15 protein-coding genes, 2 pseudogenes and 1 riboswitch are annotated in these 25,352 nt (G+C 73.8%); of the genes and pseudogenes, 3 read left to right on the top strand and 14 right to left on the bottom strand.

Going from position 1 to position 25,352, the window contains the following annotated elements; genetic code table 11:
- Positions 1-92: pseudogene (locus ABT015_RS07870) on the top strand (ABC transporter ATP-binding protein); the annotation flags it as partial.
- Positions 93-155: 63 nt separating this feature from the next.
- Positions 156-2,714: an ABC transporter permease gene (locus tag ABT015_RS07865; RefSeq protein ID WP_350877755.1), complete on the top strand. Its 2,559-nt coding sequence runs from the start codon at positions 156-158 to the stop codon at positions 2,712-2,714.
- A 200-nt stretch (positions 2,715-2,914) separates the two neighbouring features.
- Here ABT015_RS07865 and ABT015_RS07860 read toward each other — a convergent pair whose 3' ends face one another.
- The 7 genes and pseudogenes from ABT015_RS07860 to ABT015_RS07830 all read right to left on the bottom strand — a co-directional run bounded on the left by ABT015_RS07860 (position 2,915) and on the right by ABT015_RS07830 (position 11,127).
- Positions 2,915-4,282: an NAD(P)/FAD-dependent oxidoreductase gene (locus tag ABT015_RS07860; RefSeq protein ID WP_063348030.1), complete on the bottom strand. Its 1,368-nt coding sequence runs from the start codon at positions 4,280-4,282 to the stop codon at positions 2,915-2,917.
- A gap of 428 nt (positions 4,283-4,710) precedes the next feature.
- On the bottom strand, positions 4,711-5,646 hold the full coding sequence (locus ABT015_RS07855) for a Ppx/GppA phosphatase family protein (RefSeq protein ID WP_350877790.1): 936 nt from the start codon (positions 5,644-5,646) through the stop codon (positions 4,711-4,713).
- A gap of 149 nt (positions 5,647-5,795) precedes the next feature.
- Positions 5,796-6,317, bottom strand: a pseudogene (locus tag ABT015_RS07850) (DUF501 domain-containing protein); the annotation flags it as partial.
- The gene (locus ABT015_RS07845; RefSeq protein ID WP_350877754.1) at positions 6,289-6,795 is read right to left on the bottom strand and encodes an FtsB family cell division protein; all 507 of its coding nucleotides are present in this window, start codon (positions 6,793-6,795) and stop codon (positions 6,289-6,291) included. The pseudogene ABT015_RS07850 and the gene ABT015_RS07845, both read right to left, overlap by 29 nt.
- A 181-nt stretch (positions 6,796-6,976) precedes the next feature.
- A complete protein-coding gene (gene eno / locus ABT015_RS07840; RefSeq protein ID WP_350877753.1) occupies positions 6,977-8,263 on the bottom strand; it encodes a phosphopyruvate hydratase in 1,287 nt (428 codons plus the stop codon).
- A gap of 267 nt (positions 8,264-8,530) precedes the next feature.
- Positions 8,531-9,448, bottom strand: a complete 918-nt coding sequence (locus ABT015_RS07835; RefSeq protein ID WP_350877752.1) for a transglycosylase family protein — start codon at positions 9,446-9,448, stop codon at positions 8,531-8,533.
- A gap of 5 nt (positions 9,449-9,453) precedes the next feature.
- Positions 9,454-9,621: riboswitch (cyclic di-AMP (ydaO/yuaA leader) on the bottom strand.
- Between the two features lie 210 nt (positions 9,622-9,831).
- Entirely contained in the window at positions 9,832-11,127 is a 1,296-nt protein-coding gene (locus tag ABT015_RS07830; RefSeq protein ID WP_350877751.1) for a cytochrome P450 family protein, read from the bottom strand.
- 275 nt (positions 11,128-11,402) lie between these two features.
- On the opposite strand from ABT015_RS07830, the gene ABT015_RS07825 reads away from it, so the two are divergent.
- The gene (locus tag ABT015_RS07825) at positions 11,403-11,828 is read left to right on the top strand and encodes an SDR family NAD(P)-dependent oxidoreductase (RefSeq protein WP_350877750.1); all 426 of its coding nucleotides are present in this window, start codon (positions 11,403-11,405) and stop codon (positions 11,826-11,828) included.
- Positions 11,829-11,845: 17 nt separating this feature from the next.
- On the opposite strand, the gene ABT015_RS07820 is transcribed toward ABT015_RS07825, so the two are convergent.
- From ABT015_RS07820 to ABT015_RS07790, 7 genes are all read right to left on the bottom strand, one after another.
- Positions 11,846-12,874: a nucleoside triphosphate pyrophosphohydrolase gene (locus ABT015_RS07820; protein ID WP_350877749.1), complete on the bottom strand. Its 1,029-nt coding sequence runs from the start codon at positions 12,872-12,874 to the stop codon at positions 11,846-11,848.
- 92 nt (positions 12,875-12,966) lie between these two features.
- The gene (mfd, locus tag ABT015_RS07815) at positions 12,967-16,596 is read right to left on the bottom strand and encodes a transcription-repair coupling factor (protein WP_350877748.1); all 3,630 of its coding nucleotides are present in this window, start codon (positions 16,594-16,596) and stop codon (positions 12,967-12,969) included.
- A 773-nt stretch (positions 16,597-17,369) separates the two neighbouring features.
- On the bottom strand, positions 17,370-18,734 hold the full coding sequence (locus ABT015_RS07810) for a coiled-coil domain-containing protein (RefSeq protein ID WP_350877747.1): 1,365 nt from the start codon (positions 18,732-18,734) through the stop codon (positions 17,370-17,372).
- Between the two features lie 266 nt (positions 18,735-19,000).
- The gene (locus ABT015_RS07805; protein ID WP_350877746.1) at positions 19,001-21,547 is read right to left on the bottom strand and encodes an SUKH-4 family immunity protein; all 2,547 of its coding nucleotides are present in this window, start codon (positions 21,545-21,547) and stop codon (positions 19,001-19,003) included.
- Positions 21,548-21,607: 60 nt separating this feature from the next.
- Positions 21,608-22,609, bottom strand: coding sequence for an HNH endonuclease (locus ABT015_RS07800; RefSeq protein WP_350877745.1), 1,002 nt, complete (start codon positions 22,607-22,609; stop codon positions 21,608-21,610).
- A gap of 104 nt (positions 22,610-22,713) precedes the next feature.
- Positions 22,714-23,844, bottom strand: a complete 1,131-nt coding sequence (locus ABT015_RS07795; RefSeq protein WP_350877744.1) for a DegT/DnrJ/EryC1/StrS family aminotransferase — start codon at positions 23,842-23,844, stop codon at positions 22,714-22,716.
- Positions 23,841-25,019: a Gfo/Idh/MocA family protein gene (locus ABT015_RS07790; protein WP_350877743.1), complete on the bottom strand. Its 1,179-nt coding sequence runs from the start codon at positions 25,017-25,019 to the stop codon at positions 23,841-23,843. The genes ABT015_RS07795 and ABT015_RS07790 overlap by 4 nt, the downstream gene beginning before the upstream one ends.
- Between the last annotated feature and the right edge of the window lie 333 nt (positions 25,020-25,352).

The following is a 25,352-nucleotide window of genomic DNA, read 5'->3' as shown; positions in this document are numbered from 1 at the left end:
ACGGCCGCATCGTCGACGAACTCCACCACCCCACCGCCGACACCGTCCTGGACCGCATGCGCCGCTTCGACGCCAAGGGCCGCACCAGCTAGAGCCACCACCAGCCAGGGCCCGCCAGCCCAGCCGCCGCCCCTACGCGAAACCCAGGACACCCCATGTACCGCACCGCACTGCGCAACGTGCTGGCCCACAAGGGCCGACTCCTCATGACGGCGCTGGCCGTCATGCTCGGCACCGCCTTCGTCGCCGGCACCATGGTCTTCTCCGACACCTTCGGCAAAGCCATGCGGGACAACAGCTCCAAGAGCTACTCGGACGTCTCGGTCCAGGTCGTGGACTACTCGGCCGGCGCCCGCGCCAGCGCCAAGCTGAAGAGCGAGAGCGGCAACGCCTCGCTCACCGACGCCACCGTCCAGCAGCTGGCCGCCCTGCCGGGCACCGCCAACGCCCGCGGCGTGGTCAGCGGCTTCACCGGGGTCGCCGACCGGAGCGGCAACCTGATCGGCCAGGTCTGGGCCGCCAAGGGCGCCAACTTCGCCCCGGCCGCGGACGGCAAGGACCCGCGCTACCCGATGGCCGAGGGCCAGGGCCCGAAGAACAGCAAGGAGATCGCCCTCGACCGCAAGACCGCCGACAAGGCCGGCTACAAGATCGGCGACACCGTCCGGATCGCCATCAACGGCCCGGTGATCGAGGCGAAGCTCACCGGCGTCTTCACCACCGACGACCCGGTGGTGAACAGCGGCGGCACCCTCACCCTGTTCGACCGCGCCACCGCCCAGCAGCTGCTGCTGGAGCCCGGCCACTTCAGCAGCATCGTGCTCACCGCCAAGCCCGGCACCAGCGAGGACGCGCTGCTCGCCCAGGTCCAGCCCAAGGTGCCGTCCGACCAGCACTTCGACGTCGAGACGGGCGCCAAGCTCAAGGCCGACGAGCAGGAGATGATCACCAAGGCCACCGACGGCATGCGCACCATGCTGCTGGTCTTCGCCGGGATCTCGCTCTTCGTCGGCATCTTCATCATCGCCAACACCTTCACCATGCTGGTCGCCCAGCGCACCAAGGAACTCGCGCTGCTGCGGGCGATCGGCGCCAGCCGCAAGCAGGTCACCCGCTCGGTGCTGGTGGAGGCCCTGGCGATCGGCACCATCGCGGCGCTGGCCGGGCTGCTCGCCGGCATCGGAATCGGCGCCGGCATGCAGTCCCTGATGAGCCGGCTGAACGAGAACATGCCGCACGGCACGCTGGTCATCAAGCCGCTCACCATCGCGGTGACCCTGGCCGTCGGCGTCCTGGTGACGGTGGTGTCCGCCCTGCTGCCGGCCCTGCGCGCCGCCCGGATCGCCCCGGTGGCGGCGATGAGCAGCGGCGACCAGCCGACCAGCCAGAAGAGCCTGCTGGTCCGCAACGCGATCGGCTCGGCGCTCACCGCCGGTGGCCTCGCGCTGATCGGCTTCGGCGCCTCCACCGGCAACGACAGCGGCCGCCTGCCGGTCGGCCTCGGCGCCCTGCTCGCCCTGATCGGCGTGTTCGTCCTGCTGCCGCTGCTCTCCCGCCCGGTGGTCGCGCTGATCGGCCCGCTGCTGCGCGGGCTCGGAGGCACCCCGGGCAAGCTCGCCCAGCAGAACGCGGTCCGCAACCCGCGCCGCACCGCGTCCACCGCCGCCGCGCTCACCATCGGTCTGACCCTGGTCAGCGGCCTCACCGTGATCGGTGCCTCGGTCGGCGGCGCGATCGACAAGGCCGTCACCAGCTCGATGAAGTCCGACTACATCGTCTCGGGCGCCAACCACATGAGCCTGTCCGAGCAGGTGCCCGGGGAGATCGCCAAGGCCCCCGGGGTGGCCGCCTCCTCCGCGGTGACGACCGCCAACTGGAAGTTCGACGGCACCGGCGTGACGATCACCGGCATGGACGCCGGCTCCTTCGAGCAGCTCGTCGAGGTCAAGCTGACCAGCGGCGCCGCCGCCGCGCTCGGCCAGGGCAAGGTCCTGGTGGACCAGGACCTCGCCACGGAGCTCCACCTCACCGCCGGCTCGACGGTGGCGGTCTCCTACCCGGACCAGTCCACCGGTCAGCTCACCGTCGGCGGCGTGTACGAGAAGGGCGGCATGCTCGGCCCGGTCCTGCTGGCCAACAGCGAGGTCGCCAAGCACGAGCCGAAGCCCTACATCACCGACGTCGCGGTCAAGGGCAAGGACGGCGCCACCGCCGCGCTCAAGCGGTCCCTCAAGGACGCCACCGGCGCCAACCCGGTGATCGACGTCAAGTCCAAGCAGGACGTCCGCGACGAGTTCAGCCAGGCCATCACCTTCGCGCTGAACCTGATGTACGGCCTGCTGGCGATGTCCGTGCTGGTCGCGATCCTGGGCGTGATCAACACGCTGGCGATGTCGGTCTTCGAGCGCAAGCGCGAGATCGGGATGCTGCGGGCGATCGGCCTGGACCGCCGGGGCATCAAGCGGATGGTCCGCCTGGAGTCCGTGGTGATCTCGCTGTTCGGCGCCGGCATCGGCCTGCTGCTCGGCTGCTTCATCGCCTGGGCGATCAACGGCACCCTGAAGTCCAGCCTGAGCGGCCTGACCACGGTCCTGCCGTTCGGCCAGCTGGCGCTGTTCCTGGCCCTGGCCGGTGTGGTCGGCCTGGTGGCCGCGATCTGGCCCGCCCGCCGGGCGTCCAAGCTGGACATCCTGGCGAGCATCAAGACCGACTGACCGCCCCTCACGGGCCCGCCCAGCGGGCGGACGACGAGAAAGGGCCCCTGCCGGAGGGTTTCGGCAGGGGCCCTGCTACTTCTGTACTCCGCCCGGTCGCACGGCCGGCTGAGCACCACGGAGGTCGTGGTCCGGCGACACTGCCGGGCGGAGGGCCTCCGACTCATACCCCGGTGCTCCCACACCGGGGTCTCAGTCGCTTACTTGCTGGCGAGTTCCTTCTCGGCGGCCGGCTTGGCGGCCTCCACGGGCTTCGTGGGCGCCGTGACCTCCTGGATCGGCAGGCGCGGCTGCTCCATCTGGGAGAGGCCGACCATCTCGCGCTTCAGGAACATGGCCAGCGTCCAGTCGGTGAAGACCCGGACCTTGCGGTTCATGGTCGGGACCATGGCGCCGTGGTACGCGCGGTGGAACCACCAGGCCAGACGGCCCTTCAGCTTGACCTTGCCGAAGAGGATCGCAACGCCCTTGTGCAGGCCCAGGCCGGCGACCGCACCGAGGTTCTTGTGCTCGTAGTTCTTCTGCGGGAAGCCCCGCATGCCCGAGATGACGTTGTCACCGAGGACGGCGGCCTGGCGCACGGCGTGCTGCGCGTTCGGCGGGCACCAGGCGCCCTCGCCGGAGGCGAGGTCCGGGACCTGGGCGTTGTCGCCGGCGGACCAGACGTAGTCGAAGCCCTGGACCTGGAGGGTCGGCGCGGTGTCGACGTGGCCGCGCGGGCCCAGCGGCAGGCCGAAGTTGGCCAGCACCGGGTTCGGCTTCACGCCGGCCGTCCACACGATGGTGGAGGCGTCCATCTCCAGGCCGTTCTTCAGCACCACGTGCTGGTCGACGCAGGAGTCCATCGAGGTCTCGATGTAGACCTCGATCTTCCGCTCCTCGAGCTTCTCCTTGGTCCACAGACCGAGGTCCGGGCCCATCTCCGGGAGGATGCGGTTGGCCGCCTCCACCAGGACGAAGCGCATGTCGTCACGGCTGACGGTCTTGTAGATCTTGGCGGCGTCGCGCGCCATGTCCTCGACCTCGGCGATCGTCTCGACACCGGCGAAGCCGCCGCCGATGACGACGAAGGTCAGGGCCTTGCGGCGGACCTCCTCGTCGGCGGTGGACTCGGCCTTGTCGAGCTGGGCCATGACGTGGTTGCGGAGGCTGATGGCCTCCTCCACCGTCTTCATGCCGATGCCGTGCTCCGCCAGACCCGGGATCGGGAAGGTGCGGGAGACCGAGCCGGTCGCGACGACCAGGTACTCGAAGGGCAGCTCGTAGCTGTCGCCGGCCGCGGGCTGGATGGTGGCGACCTTGCGGGCGTGGTCCACACCGGTGACCGCACCGGTGAGCACCTCCGCCTTCTTGAGGGCGCTGCGCAGCGGCGCGACGAGGTTGCGGGGCGCGACGTTGCCGCCGGCCGCCTCGGGGAGGAAGGGCAGGTACGTCATGTACGACCGCGGGTCCACGACCGTGACGGTCGCTTCGCCGTAACGCATCTTCTTGAGGATGCGCATCGCGGCATACAGGCCGACGTAACCACCGCCGACAATGAGGATGCGAGGACGCTCCGTGGTGCTCATATCCGAAAGTATCCAGCACCGTCCGGAGCAGCCTTCGTGAGCCCGGTCACAAGCTTCTGGACACCCCGTGCTACACTGCGCGGCCGCAAATCCGGGCCCAGCGCGTCGGCTCACGGTCCCGGGCGCCCCCTCGCGAGCGCACGCCGGAATACCACCCTGCTGAGCAGCAACGATCCGTACGGTGCCCGGGTTCCCGCTCGTGATTTCGATTTTCAAACCTCAACCGAGGCTTGACCTGCGATCCAGGGGTCGTCACGGCGAGCAGACCTTCGGTCCCACATTTCGGACGTAGCGGGCGAGCAGGTGCGGCGAATGACTGGATCGCCATGTGAAGAAATTCACGAACTTTCCCGCACCGGTCCGGGCGCGCCCCGGCCCCGGACCCCCGAAAGGGGTGCCGGGGCCGGTCGGGTAAGGCCCGCAGGAGGTCAGGAGGCCATACTCCAGGCGATGCCGTCCAGGATGTCGTGCTCGCTCACGACCACCTCGGCCGCGCCCGTCCGCTCCATGATCTCCAGCAGCTCCAGCGCGCCGGCCGCGATCACGTCCACCCGGCCCGGGTGCATCGACGGGATGGCCGCGCGCTCGGCGTGGGTGGCGCCCAGCAGCTCGCGGGCGATCCCGGCGACCCGCTCCCGGCCGATCCGCGAGTGGTGGATCGCCGCCGAGTCGTAGGCCGGCAGGTCCTGGGCGATCGCGGACACCGTGGTGACCGTCCCGGCCAGGCCCACCAGGGTGGCCGCGCCGCGCAGCGGGACGACCTCCTCGGCCTTGTCCAGCTCGGCCCGCACGTGCGCCCGGGCCGTCTCGATCTGCTCCGGCGAGGGCAGCTCGGCGCCGCCGAAGTGCCGCTCGGTGAGCCGGACGCAGCCGATGTCCACCGAGCGCGCCGCCTGCACGTCCGCACCGCCCAGCACGAACTCGGTCGAGCCGCCGCCGAGGTCGAACACCAGGTACGGCGCCGGGAACTGGCCGCCGGTCAGCTCCTTGGTGGCGCCCACGAAGGACAGGTGCGCCTCCTCCTCCCCGCTCACCACCTCGGGCTCGACGCCCAGGATCGCGCGCACGCCCTCGACGTACTCGTCGCTGTTCTCGGCATCCCGCGAGGCGCTGGTGGCGACGAAGCGGGTGCGCTCCGGGCCGACTCCGAACCCGGCGATGACCCCCCGGTACTCGCGGCAGGCCGCGAAGGTGCGGGCCAGCGCGTCCGGGTGCAGCCGGCCGGTCTGGTCCACGCCCTGGCCCAGCCGGTTGATGATCATGCGGCGGTCGAGGTCGGTGATCTCCCCGGTGGCCGGGTCCAGATCGGCGACCAGCAGCCGGATCGAGTTGGTGCCGCAGTCGATCGCGGCCACCCGGGTCATGCTCACGCGGACTCCCCGGGGTCGGACTCCTCGGCGGCCCGCTTCTTCGCGGCGCGCTCGGCGGCCTTCTGCTGCTTGGCCTCGATCACGGCCTGGTGGTCATGGTCCTTGGCCCGGTTGCGGGCGACCCGCGCACCGGCGGCCTCGACCTCGGCCGGGGAGACGCAGGGGCCCTTGGCCCACCAGTCCTCCAGCAGGCCGATCGCCTCGTCGCCGAGCGGGTTGACGCCCTCGCCGGCCGCCAGCGAGTGGCCGACCAGCACGTGCAGGCACTTCACCCGGTCCGGCATGCCGCCGGCGCTCGGGAAGCCCTCCAGCACCTCGATGGCGTCGCGCCGGGCGATGTAGTCCTCGTGTGCCTTCTGGTAGGCGGCGGCCAGCTCCGGGTCCTCGGCGAGCCGGGCGGTCTGCTCCTTCATCACGCCGTCCGCCTCCAGGGTGCCGATCAGCGAGGCGGCCTTGGGGCAGGTCAGGTAGTACAGCGTCGGGAACGGCGTGCCGTCCGGCAGTCGGGGGGCCGTCTCCACGACGTCCGGGTTGCCGCAGGGGCAGCGGTGCGCGACGCCGCGCAGGCCACGCGGCACCCGGCCGAGCTGGGCGGCGATGGCGGCGACGTCGGCGTCGGAGACGGCGGGGTGGTTCTCAGTGGTCATGGGGGGAGGTGTCTCCAGCGGGGGACGGTGGGAGCGGACGGGGGGAGGCGGGGGCCGGGGCGGCGGCGTCGGTGGTGTCGGCGGCGTCGACCGAGTCCCAGATGCTGGCGTACCAGGGCTTGGCGGCCCGCGCCGAGCCGCCGGGCGCACCGTCGGAGGCGGCCGGACCGGCGGCGGCAGCGGAGGCGGACGCCGAGGGCCGGGCGGCGGCCGGACCGGCCGGATCCACCGCGATGTACGGGGTCTCCCCCGGCATCGCGTAGTGCAGCCGGGCGCGGGCCTGCGCCTTGACGTACTCGGGGTCCTGCCAGCGGGCCTTCTCCCGGCGCAGCTGCTCGACCTGCTGGCGGGAGCGGTCGGCCTTCGCCTGCTGGGCGGAGATCTCGGCGCGCTGGGAGATGAACTGCCGCGTCGGGTAGGCGAGGATCGCCACCAGCGAGCAGAGCACCAGGACGAGGACGGTCGCCCGGCTCGTGAAGCGAGGCCGGGCCGCCAAGCCCGGGATCCTCCAGCCTGCCATCTCCCGTTCCCCTCCTGGTCGCGACGGTGCCCCGCCGTCCACCCTACGGGGTGAACGGCGGGGCACCGGTCAGGCGTGCTCACCGGTCGGCGGAGCGACCGTGCTCGCCGCTCCGAGGAGCGGCTGTGCTTGCTATTCCGCGGCGCGGCTGTGCTTGCTATTCCGCAGAGCGGAAGCGCGGGAAGGCGCCGCGGCCGGCGTACTCGGCGGCGTCGTCGAGGATCTCCTCGATGCGCAGCAGCTGGTTGTACTTGGCGACGCGCTCGGAGCGGGCCGGGGCACCGGTCTTGATCTGGCCGCAGTTGGTGGCGACGGCCAGGTCGGCGATGGTGACGTCCTCGGTCTCGCCGGAGCGGTGCGACATCATGCAGCGGTAGCCGTTGCGCTGGGCCAGCTCGACGGCGTCCAGGGTCTCGGTCAGCGAGCCGATCTGGTTCACCTTCACCAGCAGCGCGTTGGCGGTGCCGGTCTCGATGCCCCTGGCCAGGCGGGCCGGGTTGGTGACGAACAGGTCGTCGCCGACCAGCTGGACCTTGTCGCCCAGCTTGACGGTCATGGCCTTCCAGCCGTCCCAGTCCGACTCGTCCAGCGGGTCCTCGATGGAGACCAGCGGGTAGGCGTCGACCAGCCCGGCGTAGTACTCGATGAGCTCTGCGGCGGAGATGGCCTTGCCCTCGAACTGGTAGGCGCCGTCCTCGTAGAACTCGGACGCGGCGACGTCCAGGGCGAGCGCGATGTCGCGGCCGGGCACGTAGCCGGCCTTCTGGATGGCCTCGGTGATGAGGTCCAGGGCCTCGCGGTTGCTGTCCAGGTTCGGCGCGAAGCCGCCCTCGTCGCCGAGGCCGGTCGACAGGCCGCGCTCCTTCAGCACGCCCTTGAGGGTGTGGTAGACCTCGACGCCCCAGCGGACGGCCTCGGAGAAGGACTCCGCGCCGATCGGGGCGATCATGAACTCCTGGATGTCGACGTTGGAGTCCGCGTGCGAACCGCCGTTGAGGATGTTCATCATCGGAACGGGCAGCACGTGCGCGTTCGGGCCGCCCAGGTAGCGGAACAGCGGCAGGTCGCTGGCCTCGGAGGCGGCGTGCGCCACGGCCAGCGAGACGCCCAGGATCGCGTTGGCGCCGAGCGAGGACTTGTCCGGGGTGGCGTCCAGGTCGAGCATGGCCTGGTCGATCAGGCGCTGCTCGGTGGCGTCGTAGCCGACCAGCTCCGGGCCGATCTGCTCGATGACGGCCAGGACGGCCTTCTCCACGCCCTTGCCGAAGTAGCGGTTCTTGTCACCGTCGCGCAGCTCCAGCGCCTCGAAGGCGCCGGTGGAGGCACCCGACGGGACAGCGGCACGGCCGGTGCTGCCGTCGTCGAGGCCGACCTCGACCTCGACCGTGGGGTTGCCACGCGAGTCGAGAATCTCACGGGCTACGACGACATCGATGGACGGCACGAGGCATCTCCTTGCGGAAGCAGGGTCCGGCTGACGTTGGGTGCTGCCGGCGGGACGATTGCGGAGTCGTTACGACCAGAGCCTAACCGCCCCGGCCCCCGGGGCCGCGCTGGCCTCGGTCCCGTCTCAGCGTGTGGCCCGGCTACCCGCCAGTAGTTCACCTGCTTGCCCGATCGAAGCGGGCGAATACGGGGGAATGCGGGCGAAGGGGGACGGCACTCGTCCCCCTTCGCCCGCAGGGCGCGGGCCGTTCGGGGCCCGGGCCGCTCAGCCGAGGTGCAGCACCTGGCCGGGCATGATCAGGTTGGGGTTGCCGCCGACGGTGCCGCGGTTGCCGTCGTACACCGACTGCCAGCCGCCGGACACGCCCTGGGCGGCGGCGATCGTCGACAGCGTGTCGCCGGCCCGGACGGTGTAGTCGTGACCGCCCTGCGCGGCGGCGGACTGCGCGACCGGGGCGGACTGCGCGGGCTGCGCGGCGCGGGGCGCGGACTGCGGCTGGGCGGCGGGCTGGCCCGCGTACTGCTGGTAGACGCTCTGGTGGCTGGTCCAGTACCAGGCGCCGTTGTTCTGGTACCAGTACACCTTCGCGTCGGCGTCCCAGCCGGCCTTGCCGGAGAAGCCCTGGGTCTGCGGCTGCGTCTGCTGCGGGGCCTGCTGGACGGGCTGCTGGGCGGCCGGCTTCGGGGCGGCCTGCTTGACCGGCTGCTGGGCGGGCTTCGGGGCCTGCGTCTGCTGGGTCTGCTTGGCGGCGGGCTGCTTGGCGGGCTTGGCGTCCGTGGAGGTGTCCACGGAGGCCGGGGCGCCGCCCTTGGTCAGGCCGGCCTTCTGGGAGCAGACGGGCCAGGCGCCCGGGCCCTGCGAGGCCAGCACCTTCTCGGCGACCGAGATCTGCTGCGCCTTGCTGGCCTGGTTGGCCTGCGGGGCGTAGGAGGTGCCGCCGTACGCCTTCCAGGTGCTGGGCGTGAACTGCAGGCCGCCGGAGAAGCCGTTGCCGGTGTTGATGCTCCAGTTGCCGCCGCTCTCGCACTGGGCGACGGCGTCCCAGGTGGAGGCCGGGGCGGCGGAGGCGCCGGTGGCGGTGAGGAGCGGCATCGCGAGTCCGACGCCGGCCACACCGGCGACGGCGATGGCCTTCTCGGCCTGGGTGCGACGACGGTGACGGCCAGTTCCAACGAACAGCATGAAGAGGTCCCTCTCCGCACGCCTGCGAGGTGAGCTGTCGGGTTCGGACCGGGAGGTGGCCCGGCCGCCGAAAGCGGAAACGATTCCGCTCGGGCGGCTTCACCCCAAGCCGTTGGGGAACGGCAACAAACCTGGTTCCCCCGCCCCTGCCCAGGGTCTGGTCGGTTTCCCGTGGCGCGGCGGGCAGGATTCGGCGTTCCGCGCACGAGGTCCGCAGCTGCGAACTCCAGGGAGAGTAGACAGATCATCAGACCAATAACAAGCTCATATCGCCGATATCACACACAAATTACGGCGCGTGGTCAATCGCCTACCAACGGCGGCGGTATGTCCGGATTGATACGGGTTCAGACCCGGTCCCATGAGCCGCCGGAGACGTGCAGTCAGCGTGTCGAAGCGTCGGTCGGCGTGACCGGAGGCGCGTGCGGAGAGCGGGTCTCCGGAGTGAATTCGACCGGGAGTTCCCGCAGGCCACGCATGATCAGGCCACCTCGCCAGCGCAGGTTCTCCGGGTTTTCCGCGAGCCGCAGGTCCGGCAGCCGGGAAAGCAGCGTGGCCAGTGCGCTCCGTCCCTCCAGGCGGGCCAGCGGGGCCCCGATGCAGTAGTGGATCCCGTGGCCGAAACCCAGGTGCGGATTGTCCGTGCGGGCCAGGTCCAGGGTGTTCTCGTCCGAGAACCTGGCCGGATCGCGATCCGCCGCGGCCAGCACCACCAGCACCGGATCGCCCACCGGGATGTCCACCCCGCCGATCGACAGCGGCCGCGTCGCGAAACGCCACGTCGCCATCTCCACCGGACCGTCGTAGCGCAGGAGTTCCTCGATCCCGGTCTCCAGCAGCGCCGTCTCGCCGCGCACCACCGACTCCTGCAGCAGCCTGCGCTGCTCCGGGTTGCGCAGCAGCGCGTACGTGCCGTTGCCGATCAGGTTGACGGTCGTCTCGAACCCCGCGAACAGAAGGATGAACGCCATCGCGGCGGCCTCGTTCTCGTTCAGGTGCTCGCCGTGGTCGCTCGCCCGGATCAGGCCCGAGATCAGGTCGTCACCCGGATCCGCCCGCTTGCGGTGGATCAGCTCCAGCAGGTACGCCCGCATCCGCTTCACCGCCCGCCCCACGCCGCCGCGTTGGCCGCCGCCGTGCCGGATCATCATCCCGGCCCAGTCCCGGAAGTCGTCCTGGTCCTCGGCCGGCACGCCCAGCATGTCGCAGATCGCGTAGATGGGGAGCGGGAACGCGAACTCGTGGATCAGGTCCGCCGAACCGCGCTGCGCGAAGCCGTCGATCAGCCGGTCCGTGAGCTGCTGCACCCGCGGCTCGAACTCCGCCACCCGGCGCGGCGTGAACGCCTTCGACACCAGCCGGCGCAGCCGGGTGTGGTCCGGCGGGTCGATGTTCAGCAGATGCGTCATCAAGTCCGCCTGGCGCTCCCCCGGAATTCCCACCCGCCCGGTGCGGTGCGCCTGCTCGCTGTGGTGCGCCGGGTTCTTCGACAGCCGGCCGTCCGCCAGCGCCTGCCGCGCGTCCGCGTAGCGGGTCACCAGCCAGGCCTCCACCCCGCTCGGCAGCGTCGTGCGGTGCACCGGGGCGTGCTCGCGCAACCAGGCGTAGGCGGGGTACGGGTCGGTGGCGAACTCCCAGGTGAAGAGCTGCGGGGCGGCGGGGTCGGGCTGCACTGGCATGCGTCGACCGTATCCGGTGGGTCGCGGCCGCACCGCCTCCGGCGACCGCGACCGGCGGGGCCGGATCGTCAACACCCGGCGGACGGCCCGCCAACGCTCCGTGGACGCCCCGTGGACGGTCCGTGGACAGCTCTTGGACAGCTCTTGGCCGGGTGGCGGGCGTGACCCTGGTCACCTGAGGGGTAATCCCTGTTGCGGAGGGTCAGGACCTGCCTACGATCCTCCGCAGAAATCGTGGGCGCCGGTGCGGTGTCGCCCACAGGGAGGAGCAGACCATGCGGGTCAGCGGGGCAGTCGTCGTCATCGCGGTACTCGACGGCGGATCGGGAGCCGAGCTCGCCCGCCGGTTCACCGCCGCCGGCGCCGCCGGAGTGCTGATCGCCGACCAGCGTGCGGGCGTCGCCGAGGACCTCGCCACCGAACTCGACCGGCCGGGCTGCCCCGTCGTCGGCGTCGGCGGCGACATCCGCCGCCCCAGCGACGTCGCCGCCCTCGTCGACACCGCCGAGAAGCACCTCGGCCCCATCGACCTGTTCTGCGTCGCCGGCCCCGACGGCGAGCGGATCGTCTCCCTCGCCGAACTGCCCGCCCGCCTCGACCTCGAACGCCTCGCCGAACTCCTCGCCCTCGTCGGCGAGGCCATCGGCGAAGTCGTCCCCCGGCAGCGGCGGCCGATCGAGAACACCGCCACGGCCGCCTGAGGCCCCGCCCGGGCCCGCTACCCGCCGACCGGCCCGAGGCCCTCGGCCGCGCGCACCGCGTCCCGGTAACCGCGCGCGGCCGAGCGCAGCGCCGCGTCCACGTCCACCCCGGCGTCGTACGCCCGCTGCGCCACCGCCAGCAGCAGCCGGCCCGCCGACTGCGCCGTCAGCTCCGTCGGCAGCGCGTACGGCTCGTCCGGCACGCCCGCGAAGCCCGCCCGGCGCACCCGCGACACCAGCTTCGCCGCGTACGCCAGCGACGGCAGCCCGGCCGGCACGCCGTCCAGCACCGACTCCCGGTCCGCCTTCTCGGCCGCCTTCAGCTGCTCCCAGTTCGCCTCCACCTCGGCGGTGCCCTCCGCCTCGACGTCCCCGAACACGTGCGGGTGCCGGTACATCAGCTTCTCGACGATGTCACCGGCCACGTCGTCGATCGAGAACGCCTCCGCCGGGTGCTCCTCGGCGATCCGGGAGTGGAAGAACACCTGGAGCAGCACGTCGCCCAACTCCTCGCGCAGCGTCTCCCGGTCCCCCTCCTCGATCGCCTCGACCAGCTCGTAGGCCTCCTCGACCAGGTACTTCACCAGGCTCTCGTGCGTCTGCTCGGCGTCCCACGGGCAACCGCCCGGCGAGCGCAGCCGGTCCATCACCGACACCAGGTCCAGCAGCCGCGCCCCCGGCAGGTCGTACGACCCCGGCAGCACCTCGATCTCCGGCACCTCACCGGCGTGCTCCACCGCCAGCCGCGCCAGCGCGTCCGTCAGCCCCGGATCCCCGTCCGGGCTGCCCAGCCACACCGTCGGCCCCGCCCCGCCCGGCTGCCCGGTCAGCAGCCGCGCCAGCGCCGGTGCCGACCCCGCCGCCACGACCTCGACCTCCACCCCGGCCTGCCGCACCGCCGCCACCTGCGGATGCCCCGCGTCCGCCGCCAGCACCCGCCCCGCCGACCGCAGCGCCTCCCACGCCGGCCACGCCAGCAACCCGGGGGCCACCCGGTGGGTGGTCGTCAGCAGGATCAGCTTCGCGTCCGGAACATTCGTCGTCACACCCCGAACCTACCCGCCGCCCGCCCGGGGCGGGGACGGGCCCGACGGAGCCCGCCCCCGCCCCCGGGCCCGTGCGGGCGCCAGGGCACGCCCTACTTCTTCGACCCCGCCAGGTCGTCGAACATCGCCGACAGGAACTCGCTGCACCAGCCCAGCAGCTCCCGCCCGACCAGCGGCTTGCCGCCGATCCGCCCGGTACTCGGCCGCGGCACCAGCAGCTGCTGGGCGGCCGCCTTGACCTGGCTGCGCGGGTAGAGCCGGTTCAGCCGCAGCTGCTGGGACTCCCGCAGCTCCACCGGCCCGAACCGGACGTTGGCCCCCTGGAGGGTGATGTCCGCGATGCCGCACCGCCGGGCGTACAGCCGCAGCGCCGCGACCAGCAGCAGGTTCTCCACCGGCTCGGGCAGCTTGCCGTAGCGGTCGACGAGCTCGTCCCGGACCTGCTGGATGTCCGCCTCCGAGTTGACCGCCGCGATCGAGCGGTACGCCTGCAGCCGCAGCCGCTCGCCGGGCGCGTAGTCGTGCGGCACGTGCGCGTCGACCGGCAGCTCGATCTTCACCTCCAGCGGCTCCTCCTCCGGCTCGCCGCCGTTCGCCAGCGACTCGCGGAACTCGGCCACCGCCTCGCCGACCATCCGCATGTAGAGGTCGAAGCCGACGCCCGCGATGTGCCCGGACTGCTCACCGCCGAGCAGGTTGCCCGCGCCGCGGATCTCCAGGTCCTTCATCGCGACGTACATACCGGCGCCCATCTCGGTGTGCTGGGCGATGGTGGCCAGGCGCTCGTGCGCGGTCTCGGTGAGCGGCTTCTCCGGCGGGTACAGCATGTACGCGTAGCCGCGCTCGCGGCCCCGGCCGACCCGGCCGCGCAGCTGGTGCAGCTGGGAGAGACCGAAGGTGTCCCCGCGCTCGACGATCAGGGTGTTGGCGTTGGAGATGTCGATGCCGGACTCCACGATCGTGGTCGACACCAGGACGTCGAACTCCTTCTCCCAGAAGTCGACGACGACCTTCTCCAGCTGGTTCTCCCCCATCTGCCCGTGCGCGGTGGCGATCCGCGCCTCGGGGACGAGGTCCTTGAGCCGGGCGGCCGCCTTGTCGATCGACTCCACCCGGTTGTGGATGTAGAACACCTGGCCCTCGCGCAGGAGTTCACGCCGGATCGCGGCCGAGATCTGCTTCTCGTCGTAGGGGCCGACGAAGGTCAGCACCGGGTGCCGCTCCTCCGGCGGGGTGGTGATGGTGGACATCTCGCGGATGCCGGTGACGGCCATCTCCAGGGTGCGCGGGATCGGCGTCGCGGACATGGTGAGCACGTCGACGTTGGCGCGCAGCTTCTTCAGCTGCTCCTTGTGCTCGACGCCGAAGCGCTGCTCCTCGTCGACGATGACCAGGCCGAGGTCCTTGAACCTGGTCTCGGAGGAGAACAGCCGGTGGGTGCCGATGACGACGTCCACCGAGCCCTCGAACAGGCCCTCCAGCACGGCCTTGGCCTCGCTGTCGCTCTGGAACCGGGAGAGTGCCTTCACCGACACCGGGAAGTTGGCGTACCGCTCGGCGAAGGTGGAGAAGTGCTGCTGCACCAGCAGCGTGGTCGGCACCAGCACCGCCACCTGCTTGCCGTCCTGCACCGCCTTGAAGGCGGCGCGCACCGCGATCTCGGTCTTGCCGTAGCCGACGTCGCCGCAGATCAGCCGGTCCATCGGGACGGACTTCTCCATGTCGGACTTGACCTCGGCGATGGTGGTCAGCTGGTCCGGCGTCTCCGCGTACGGGAAGGCGTCCTCCAGCTCGCGCTGCCAGGGGGTGTCCGGGCCGAAGGTGTGGCCGGGGGCGGCCATCCGCGCCGAGTACAGCTTGATCAGGTCGGCGGCGATCTCCTTGACCGCCTTCTTGGCCCGCTGCTTGGTCTTCGCCCAGTCCGCGCCGCCGAGCCGGTGCAGCGTCGGGGCCTCGCCGCCGACGTACTTGGTGACCTGGTCGAGCTGGTCGGTCGGCACGAACAGCCGGTCGCCGGGGTGGCCGCGCTTGGCCGGGGCGTACTCCAGCACCAGGTACTCGCGGGTGGCGCCCTGGACGGTTCGCTGCACCATCTCGACGTACCGGCCGACACCGTGCGCCTCGTGGACGACGTAGTCGCCGGTGGCCAGGGCCAGCGGGTCGATCGCGTTGCGGCGCCGGGACGGCATCCGGCGCATGTCCTTGGTGGAGGACTTCTGGCCGGACAGGTCGGTCTCGGTGATGACCGTGAGCTTCAGGGCCTCGTCGACGAAGCCGTGCTCGATCGAGCCGCAGGAGACGTAGACGACGTCCCGGGTGGGCGCCTCGGCGAGGTCGGCGACCAGCCGGGCCGGGATGCCCTCGTTGCCGAGCACCTCGGCGAGCCGGGAGGCGGGCCCGTGGCCCTCCGTCACCATCACGACGCGCCAGTCGGCGGCCAGCCGCTCCTTGGCGTCGGCGATCGCCCGGGCGGTGTCGCCCCGGTAGGCCTCGACGGCGTGCATGCCGAGGGTGAGCGTGTTGGCGTCGAACTCCAGGACCTCGTTCACGGTGGACTCGCTGGTCGCGAACGGGCTGACCGACCACCAGGGCAGGCCGATCTCGGCGGCGTGCTCGCGCACCTCGGCGAGCGAGCGCAGCGAGGCGGCGGAGACGTCGATGGTCTCCAGGTCGATCGGCCGGTCGCCGCCGGCCGCGGCCGCCACCCAGGAGGCGTGCAGGAACTCCTGGCTGGTCGCCACCAGGTCGGCGGCCCGGGTGCGGACCCGCTCGGGGTCGCAGACCACGGCGACCGAGCCGAGCGGCAGCACGTCCATCAGCAGTTCCATGTCGTCCACCAGGACGGGCGCCAGCGACTCCATGCCCTCGACCGCGATGCCCTCGGCGATCTTGTCCAGGATCTCGGCCAGCCCGGGGTGCTCGGCGGCCAGCTCGGCGGCCCGCGCCCGCACCTCGTCGGTGAGCAGCAGCTCACGGCAGGGCGGCGCCCACAGGCCGTGCTCGGCGATCTCCAGCGAGCGCTGGTCGGCGACCTTGAAGTAGCGGATCTCCTCGACGTCGTCGCCCCAGAACTCCACCCGCAGCGGGTGTTCCTCGGTCGGCGGGAAGACGTCCAGGATGCCGCCGCGGACGGCGAACTCACCGCGCTTCTCGACCAGTTCGACGCGCGCGTAGGCGGCGGCGGAGAGCCGTCGGGCGACCTCCTCCAGGTCGTGCGACTCACCGCGCCGGACGGCCACCGGCTCCAGCTCGGCCAGCCCCTTGACCTGCGGCTGGAGCACCGAGCGGACCGGCGCGACGACCACCTGCACCGGGCCTGCCGCCGGGTCGTCCGCCCGCGGGTGCACGATCCGGCGCAGCACGGCCAGCCGGCGCCCGACGGTGTCCGAACGGGGCGACAAGCGCTCGTGCGGCAGGGTCTCCCAGGCCGGGTACTCGGCGACCGCGTCCGGCGGCAGCAGCGAGCGCAGCGAGGCGGCGAGGTCCTCGGCCTCCCGGCCGGTCGCGGTGACGGCGAGCACCGGACGGCCCCGCTCGCCGGCGGCCTGGCCGGCCAGCGCGCGGGCGAGCGCGGCGATGGCGAACGGCCGGGCGGCGGGCGGTCCGACCAGGTCCAGGTGGCGGCGGCCGCCGGCTGCGGCTCCGGTGGCGGTCGCCGCCTCGATGGCCTCGGCGAGCGCCGAGTCCCGCGCGACGACATCGAGCAGTCCGGTCAGACTCATCAGGGTCTCTTCTTCGTCCCGTGGCTGGTGCTGCCTCCGGGCGGCAGAGGCCTGCCGGGGCAACGCGAACGGCCCGGCACGCCGAGCGGCCGGGGGTGTCCAGCCTACGCCGCGGCACGGACGCGCACGCGGTGTACGACCCGGCGGGGCCGGGCGGGAACGAACCACCGTCCGGGGCGACGAACGGCCCCGGACGGAGCCCGGGACCGGACCGCGGACGAACGACTGGACGGAACACCGGACCGGCCGGTGGACGAACCGTCCGGCCCCTGGTCGGATTCGGCTCCGCGATCCGCCACGAACTGGACATACTCCTGTCACTGCCTGTCCATGGAGATCGCGCACCATGGTGAATGTGCCCGCCGCACCCAACCGTGGGGGATGGCTGTGGCGGCACTGTCGCACCCCCGATGGGGGTCGGAGGTGCGAGGCCGGGCGACCCTGGGTGGGGGCGCCCGCCCAAGCGCCGGGAACCGTGGCGCCCTTTCCTGGAGGGCGCCACGGGTCTCGGCCTCACTCATGGCCGCCGCCCCGCCGGACCGCGTTCCGGCCCGCCGTCGCCGCCACGGGTGCATCGACTGCCAGCGCGGCAGGCCGACGTCGTACGTCTTCGAGGACCAACCCGGCCGGCCCCCGGTTCGCCGCCCCGGCCGGCTACCGGCGCCGGCTGGTCGACCGCAACGCGAAGGCCCTGACCGCCCCGGGGGGAGGCGGTCAGGGCCCAGGGCTCGGAGTCCACCCGGCCGATCGCGGACGAGCCGCCGGCGCGGCGGTCAGCGACGCCGGTAGCTCACCGTGTTCGGGGTGGCGTAGCCGGCGCCGTCGTCCACGATGACGATCTTCGGAATGATCCGGGTCTCCTCCTGCGGCTCCTTCTCGACGCCTTCGCCGTCCCCGTCGGCCTCGGCCGACCGGGGCGGGCCGACCGGCTTCGGCGGCGCCGCGGCCGGCGCGACCGGACCGGTCGCCACCGCCCCGGCGGGCGCCTTGCCGGCGGGTGCACCGGACGTACCGGAACCGCTCGCGGCCCCGGCGGCGGCCCCGCCCACGACCGGCATCCGCGGCCCGGCCACCGGCTTCTCCCGCGCCGCCGGTGCGACCGGGGCGACGGGGGCGACGGCCTTCCGCAGGTCGGCCACCGCGATCTCGCCGGTGTCCGCCTCCGAGTCCACCGGCGCCTCGTCCACCGGCGCCTCGTCGGCGACCGACCGAGCGTCCGCCGGCCCGGCGACCGCCGCCGCCAGCCGCTCCGGCTCGATGGCGCCGACCGCTGCGCCGGTGAGCGAGGCCAGGGTGGCCTTGATGTGGTCCAGGTGCTTCTGCACGGTGTCCAGACGGCCGTCGAACTCGCCCTGCTCACGTTCGCTCGCCGCGTTGATCCGCTCGGCTTCCCGGCGGGCCTGCTCGATCAGCTGGTCGGCCTTGGCCTGGGCGTCGGTCTCCAGCTGCTTGATCCGGCCGAGCACGGTCTCCCGGTGCTGCTCGGCCTCCTTGACCCGGCGCTCGGCGGTCGCGGAGACCTGGGCGTCCTCGGCGTCGGCCCTGGTCTGGGCCTGGGCGAACGTCTCGTCGGCCTTGCGGCGCAGTTCGGCGAGCGTGGCCTCGGCCTGCTCGCCGGCCTCGGCGGCGGCCACCCGCACCTTGGCGGCGTAGGAGGTGGCGGCGTCCCGGGCGCTGCGGCTCTCCTGGTCGGCCTCGGCCCGGATGCCCTCGGCCTCGGAGCGGGTGCGCTCGTCGGTGCGCCGGGCGGCCTGGTCGGCCTCGGAGCGGGTGGTGGCGGCGTACTCCTTGGCGGCGTGGCCGAGGGCCTGGCCGGCGTCGTAGACCTCGTCCCGGAGGTCCTCGGAGAAGCGCTCGGCCTTCTCCCGGACGGCGCGCGCCTCGTTCTGGGCCATCACCGCCAGTCCGGCGGCCTGCTCGCTGAGCACCTCGTAGTCGGGCTCCGGGGCGTCCTCGGCGGCCCGGCGGATGTCGGCCAGCCTGGCCTCCATCTGCCGGAGCCCGGCGCCGAGGACGCTCAGCCGCTCCCACGCCTCGTCGCGCTGCGCGGTGAGGGCGGTGAGGGCTCGGTCGACCTGCTCGGGCGCGTAACCGCGCCGGGCAGAGGTGAAGCCGTACTCGGGGACGGCGTCGCTCATGGGCTCTTCCCCTCATGTCGCGGGCTGCGGAGCCCATGATCGGACGGAACGGACGGATCCGGAACCGGTTCGGCGGCCAGGGCCGAAATCGGACGCCTGGCGGACCGGAATACGTCGAGGACCGGACGAATAGACCCATCCTCTTGACCTATTTTGCGCAGATCTGGGCGAAACCCCAACGAGGCACAGCCGGGACGGCATGCCGGAGGGGTCGTCCCAAACACCGGAACGACCCCTCCCCACCTGCGAGGATCCGCGACGACCCGCTACAGCAGGCCGTCCCAGAACTGCTCCAGCAGCACGGCCCACCACGTGTCCGCGGTCTGCAGGGCCGCCGGGTCGATCGCGGCGAGCTGCGCCTGGAAGTCGGTCGTCCAGCGACCGGCCTGGTCCGGGGTCAGCCCGTACCGCAGCCGCCACATCCGGCCCAGCAGGGCCAGCGCGCGGACGAACTCCGGTACACCCGTGTTGACGAACCGGGGTGGCTGGCCGGTTCCGTCGACGTCCACGGCGACCACGTTCGCGGTGCCGTACTGGACGCAGAGCTGGCGGCCGTAGTCGTTGCCGAGCACCAGGTAGCCGCCGAAGTCCGGGGCCGCGGGCAGACCGCGCTCGGCGGCCAGCTCGGCGAGCGTCGGGATCGGCCGGCCCTCCTGCGCCTGCGCCCAGAAGAACGGGCCGAAGTCGCGCGGCAGCCCCGCCCACACCAGGGACTGCGACACCGGCTCGGGCACGCCCTGGCGGGAGACCGCGCGCTGCTCGTAGCGGAACACGTTCTGGCCGAAGGCCGCCCCGAGCTCCTGGGCGAGCTGCTGCGGCGGGAGCGGCGGCAGCGGCTGGACCGTCCCCGGCGCGGGCAGCGGCACCCGGGACGGGCGGACCCGCTGGGCCCCGGAGGCCAGCTGGTGCAGCTCGTCCAGGTGGTCGAGCAGCTCGGCCATGCCGGCCTGCCGGGACGCGTGGTCGCGGCCGTAGGCGGCGGTGTGGGTGAGCCGGACGTTCGGCCAGGACGCGGCGATCATGCGGTTGCAGTAGCCGCCCGGCAGGTCGCACGACTCCAGCTCGGTGTAGAGCTCCAGGACCTGCTCCGGCGGAACGTTCAGCCGCCGCAGGTCCTGGAGGATCTTCCACTCGGGGTGCGGGGTGCCGGGCTCGCTGCGGTGCAGCAGCTTCTGCTCGGAGCCGTCCGGGCCCCGGTAGCTGAGCGCGGCGAAGTAGCCCGGGCCGACCGCCGGCACCCCCGGCGGGACGGCGGCGCCCTGCGGCACGCCGGGCACCGGCGCCGGCGGGACGGCCGGGGCCGCACCGCCCGCGTTCGGGTAGCCGTAACCGGCCGCGGGCGCGGCGGGGGCCGCCGGACCGCCGGGCGGCGGCGGGACGGCGGGGCCTCCGGACGGCGGGGTGCCCGGGTCGGCCGGCACGGCGCCCGGCAGCGCCGGGTCGACCGCCTCGGCCAGCTGGGTCGCCTCGTACGCCGCGCCGGAGGCGGGCGCGGGCGGCGGCACCGGGGCGGGCGACGGCGCGACGGCCCCGCGCAGGCCCGCCGGAGGCGGGGGCGGCGGGGTCGAACCGGCCGCGCGGCCGCCGGGGCCGGCGGCGGGCGCGACGGCACCCGGGGTGTGCCGCAACCCGGCGGGCGGGGGCGGCGGCGGAGCGGAGGCCGGACTGCGGCCGAGCGCGACGCCGTGCGCGCCCGGACCGGACGCGCCACCGCGCAGCGCGGCCGGAGGAGGCGGCGGCGGGGCCGACGCCGGGTTGCGGCCGAGCCCGGCCTGCGGCGCCGGGGCCGGGGCCGCAGGAGCCCCGGGGGCCGGGGCGGCGGGCGGACCGCCCAGGCCGGGCGGGCCGCCGGGCGCGGCGAGCACGGTCGGCGCGTGATCCACCGGCGCGGCCGCAGCGGGGGGCGCGGCCGGCTGCGGGGCGGCGGCGGGCGGTGCCAGGACGGTCGGCGTCTGCTCCACCCCGCCGGGCGGCCCGGACGGCGCACCCGGCAGGCCCATCAGCCCCGGCGCGGCGTCGGGCGACGCGAGCAGCGTCGGCGCCGGCTCGACGGCCGCGGGCGACACGGGCGCGGACACGGGCGCAGGCGGCGGGACGGCGGCGGGCACGGGCGCCTGGGCGGCGGGCGGCGGGACCGGCGGCATGCCGTAGCCGCCCTCCGGCGGCATCAGCACGGTCGCGGCCTCGGCCCCGGCCGGCGCGGGCGCGTCGGGCAGGTCGGAGCCGGTGGTCCGCAGCCCCTCGGGCATCAGGACGGTGGCCGCCTCGCCCCCGGGCGACGGCACCGGCACGGGGGCCGGGGCCTGCGGCGGAACGGCGAAACCAGCAGGACCGGCCGGCACGGCGGGCACGGGCGGCTCGGCCACCGGAGCAACGGCAGCCGGAGCTCCCTGGCTCCCCAGCCGCTCCGCCTCCGCCGCGATCGCCGCGGCCCCCGCCTCCTGCAGCCACTGCGGCGGGCTGAGCAGGAAGGACGTCGCCTCGACCGGCCCGGGCGCGGGCTTCGCCGCCCCCGCCGGGTTGGCCGCGACCGGCCGCCCGTACGCCTCCTCGTACTGCCGGACCACCTCGTTGACGGGCAGCGCGGGCCAGAGCGTGGTCGCGCCGGAGTCCCGGGCGATCACCAGTCGCGCCTCGCCGGCCGACCCGTCCCCCGGACCCGACGGCCCCGCCGTCCCGTCCCCGGGCGCCACCGCCCAGCAGACGAAGCCCAGGTCGAACTCCCGGACCCGCACCTCGCGCTGCTGCGGCTGCGGCACCCCGCCGTTGATCCACTCCTCGGCGAGCTCCTGCGCCTGCGCGTACGTCACCACGCCCGGTTCACCCCTGTCCCCATCCTCGTCGTCCCCGCTCGTCGCACCGCCGCGGCCACGTCAGTCCACCGGGACGGCCCGGGCGAACCCGCCGTCCACCATCAGCTCCGCGACCGTCTCCAGCTCCGGCGGGCTGCCGGCCAGCCGCAGCAGGAACGCGTCGAAGTCCTCGCCGCAGGGCAGCAGCAGCCGGGCGCAGCGGTCCTCCGGGGCCTCCGGCGCGCCGGTGTCGCGGGCGTCGTCGTACAGGTGGAACCAGACCGAACCGACCCGGTCGCCGCGCACCTTGAGCGCGACGATGCCGCCCTGTACGTAGGCGACACCCAGGTAGTCCTTGGTGAGGTGGTCGCGCAGGCACTTGTTGGCGTACACGGCGTCCTGGGTGCCGTACTCCTCGCTGAGGGTGAGGAAGGGCTGGTCGAGCAGCATGCCGAGCTCGGGGTCCAGCGCCACCCCGACCGGGGCGCGGCCGCCGCCCAGCTTGAGGAAGGTGCGGTAGGCGCCGGGCAGCCGGTAGCCGAGGCGCTCCTCGGCGCGCTGCACCAGGTCCTCGGGGACGCCGATCGGGTCGCCGCCGTCCTTGGCCAGCGAGAAGTGCACGGGCCGGCGCTCCTGCAGCGGGCGGGTGCCGCGGCGGGTGTGGTCGGCGGCGGAGGTGGCCAGGCCGGCGTGGTGCCGCAGCAGCGCCTTGACCTCCACCGGGACGAGCTCCATCCGCCGCCAGCCGGGGGCGGCCCGGCCGACCGCGTGGTGCCAGGTCCAGCCGGGCGGGGTGGCGACGGCGGTGTCCAGGTCGGCCCAGAGCGGGTGGCCCTGGGTGAACAGCGCGGCGTTGGCCGACACGTAGTCGGTCAGCCGCAGCTCGTCCACGCCGAAGCCGTCCGGCGGGTCGGCGACCTCGGCCGCGGCGGCGGCGTACGGGCCGAAGGCCGGGTAGCCGTACTCGTCCACCCGGACCCCGGCGGGGTGTCGCTCCGCGCGGACCGGGTCCGGGAACTGCACCACCTGACCTGCGTACGCCGCGTTCGGTGCGGCGGCGACGCCGGGCCGACCTGTCGTCATCTGGGAGCCCCCACTGGCTGCTGCAAATCCTCGAAGCGCTTGCTGGACACCAGCGTAGGGGGTCGTCTCCGGGCCCGGGCCCCCGCCCGGGAGAAGGGGAACGGTCAGAGCCGCTGCCCGAGCGCCCCGGCCAGCACCCCGGCGACCCTGGTCTGCTGCGCCTCGGTGAGATGCGGGTGCAGCGGCAGGCTGAGCAGTTCGCGGGCGGCCCGTTCGGCGACCGGGAACGCCCCCGCGCGGTGGCCGAGGTGACGGAACGCGGGCTGGAGGTGGACCGGGACGGGGTAGTGCACCCCGGCGCCGATCCCGGCGGCGTGCAACGCGGCGAGGACGGCGTCGCGGTCCCGGCCTGGGCCGATCCGCACCGCGTACAGGTGCCAGACGTGCTCGTTGCCGGGCGCGGTGCGCGGCAGGGTCAGGCCGTCGAGACCGCCGAGCAGGGCGTCGTAGCGGGCGGCGGCGGCCCGGCGGGCGGCGTTCCAGGCGGGCAGCCGGCGCAGCTTGGCCCGCAGCACGACGGCCTGCAGCGCGTCCATCCGGGAGTTGAAGCCGAACCGCTCGTGCCGGTACTTCTCGCGCGCGCCGTGGTCGCCGATCAGCCGGACGGCGGCGGCGAGTTCGTCGTCGTCGGTGAGCACCGCCCCGGCGTCGCCGTAGCCGCCGAGGTTCTTGCCCGGGTAGAAGCTGGTGGCCGCGATCCGCCCGTAGCCGGTGCGCCCGTGCTGCCGGGCGCCCTGGGACTGCGCCGCGTCCTCCACCACCGGTCGGCCGTCGGCCAGTTCCAGCAGCGGCCCCATCGGGGCGAGCTGGCCGTTCAGGTGGACGGGCAGCAGTGCGACCGCTGCGGGCAGCGCCCCGGCGGCCCGCTCGGGGTCGATCAGCAGGTGCGCCGGGTCGGCGTCGACCAGTACCGGGCGCAGCCCGGCCCGCTGCACGGCCTCCGCGGTGGCGACGAAGGTGTTGGCGGGCAGGACGACCCCGCCGCCGGGCGGCAGGTCGAGGGCGCGCAGGGCGAGTTCGAGGGCGTCGGTGCCGTTGCCGGCGCCCACGCAGTGCCGGGCGCCGGTGAAGTCGGCGTACTCCCGCTCGAAGCCGTCCACTTCGGGGCCCTTGACGTAGCCGCCGGAGGCGAGCACCCGGTCGAAGCCGGCCCGGACCTCGGCCGCGACCTCGGCGTGCGCGGCCGCCAGGTCGACCAGCAGGACCGGGTCGGCCGGCGGGATGCCGGCGCTCACCGGGCGGCCGCCCGATCCCCGGACCCCACCGGGACGGTGGCGCCGCCGAGTTCGAGGCTGAGCGAGGCCGCCTCCAGCAGTTGGAGCACCCGCACCCCGGCGCGGCCGTCGGTGAGCGGGGCCCGGCGCTCGGTGATCGCGGCGGCGAACTCGGCCATCACGTTGCGCAGCGCCTCCTGCTCGACCAGCGCGGGCGCGACCATCTCGCCGACCCGGTAGGAGATCAGCGCCCGGTGCCGGATCGCGTCGGTCAGCTGGTCGGGCGGGGTGAGGTCGACGCCGCGGTCGTGCACGGCCAGCCGGGCCTGCGGGTTGAGGTCGTCCCAGACCAGGGTGCGCCGGGAGCCGCCGATCAGCGTGGTGCGGACCTTCGTCGGGGAGAGCCAGTTGACGTGACAGTGGGCCAGAGCGCCGTTGCTCAGCCGGACCGTCAGGTACGCCACGCAGGCCCGGCCGGCGCCGATCGGGTCGGCGCCCTGGGCGGACACCCCGACCGGTTCGACGCCGGGCGGCAGCACGAAGTCGAGGATCGACAGGTCGTGCGGGGCGAGGTCCCACAGCACGTCCACGTCGGGCTGCACCAGGCCGAGGTTGATCCGCACCGAGTCGAAGAACTGGACGTCGCCGATCTCGCCGCCGTGCACCAGCTCGCGGATCCGGCGCACCACCGGGGTGTAGCAGAAGGTGTGGTCGCACATCAGCACCAGCCCGCTGCGCTCGGCCAGGTCGACCAGGTCGGCGGCCTCGGCGGCCGAGGTGGTGATCGGCTTCTCCACCAGCACGTGCTTGCCGGCCTCCAGCGCGGCCCGCACCAGCCGGTAGTGCGCGGCCGCGGGCGTGGCCACCGCGACCGCCCCGACCCGTTCGTCGTCGAGCACCCGCCGGTAGGAGCCGGTCGCCCGGACGGTGCTGTACTCCCCCAGCACGGTACGGGCCTTGGCCTCGTCCAGGTCGCACAGCCAGTGCAGCCGCAGTGCCGGGGTGTCCTGCGCGTTGCGGACCAGCTTCGGGCCCCAGTAGCCGGCCCCGACCACGGCGAGACCCACCGGGCGTTCCGGCGCCGGCCGGGGCGGCTCGCCCGGCGTGGGCACGTGCCCGCCGGGCGCCTGGTTGGCGGCCTGCGCGTCCCAGGCCCGCTGCCGTGGTCCGTTCCGACCGGGCTGCTCCGACGTCATCCACGAGCCCCTTCGCTCCGCCGCCGGGGCGGGCGCGGGCCCACCCCGGCGGCCCCAACGTCCGGCGCGGGCACCGGGGGCGGCCCCTGTCCGCGCGTCCGCGGACGGTCGGCCGGATCCCCTTCGGCCTCGCTGCCGGAACGGTACCGGCCGTGCCACCGGCCCGGGGGTGGTTTCGGGAAATCGGCGGACAAGTCGTGACGACGGTGTGCGGATCCGGCCCCGGTCCGGCGAGGATCGGGTGACGGCCCGGCCGGTCCCGCACGGTCGTTCGTCCGCCCCGCACCCCGGTTGTGCGGATGTCGGTGTCGTTTGACAGGCTTGCCCCGGACC

The organism is Kitasatospora sp. NPDC094016 (genome assembly GCF_040304045.1).
In the GTDB taxonomy this organism is placed as follows: Bacteria; Actinomycetota; Actinomycetes; order Streptomycetales; family Streptomycetaceae; genus Kitasatospora.
This window is presented reverse-complemented; position numbering and strand designations above follow the sequence as displayed.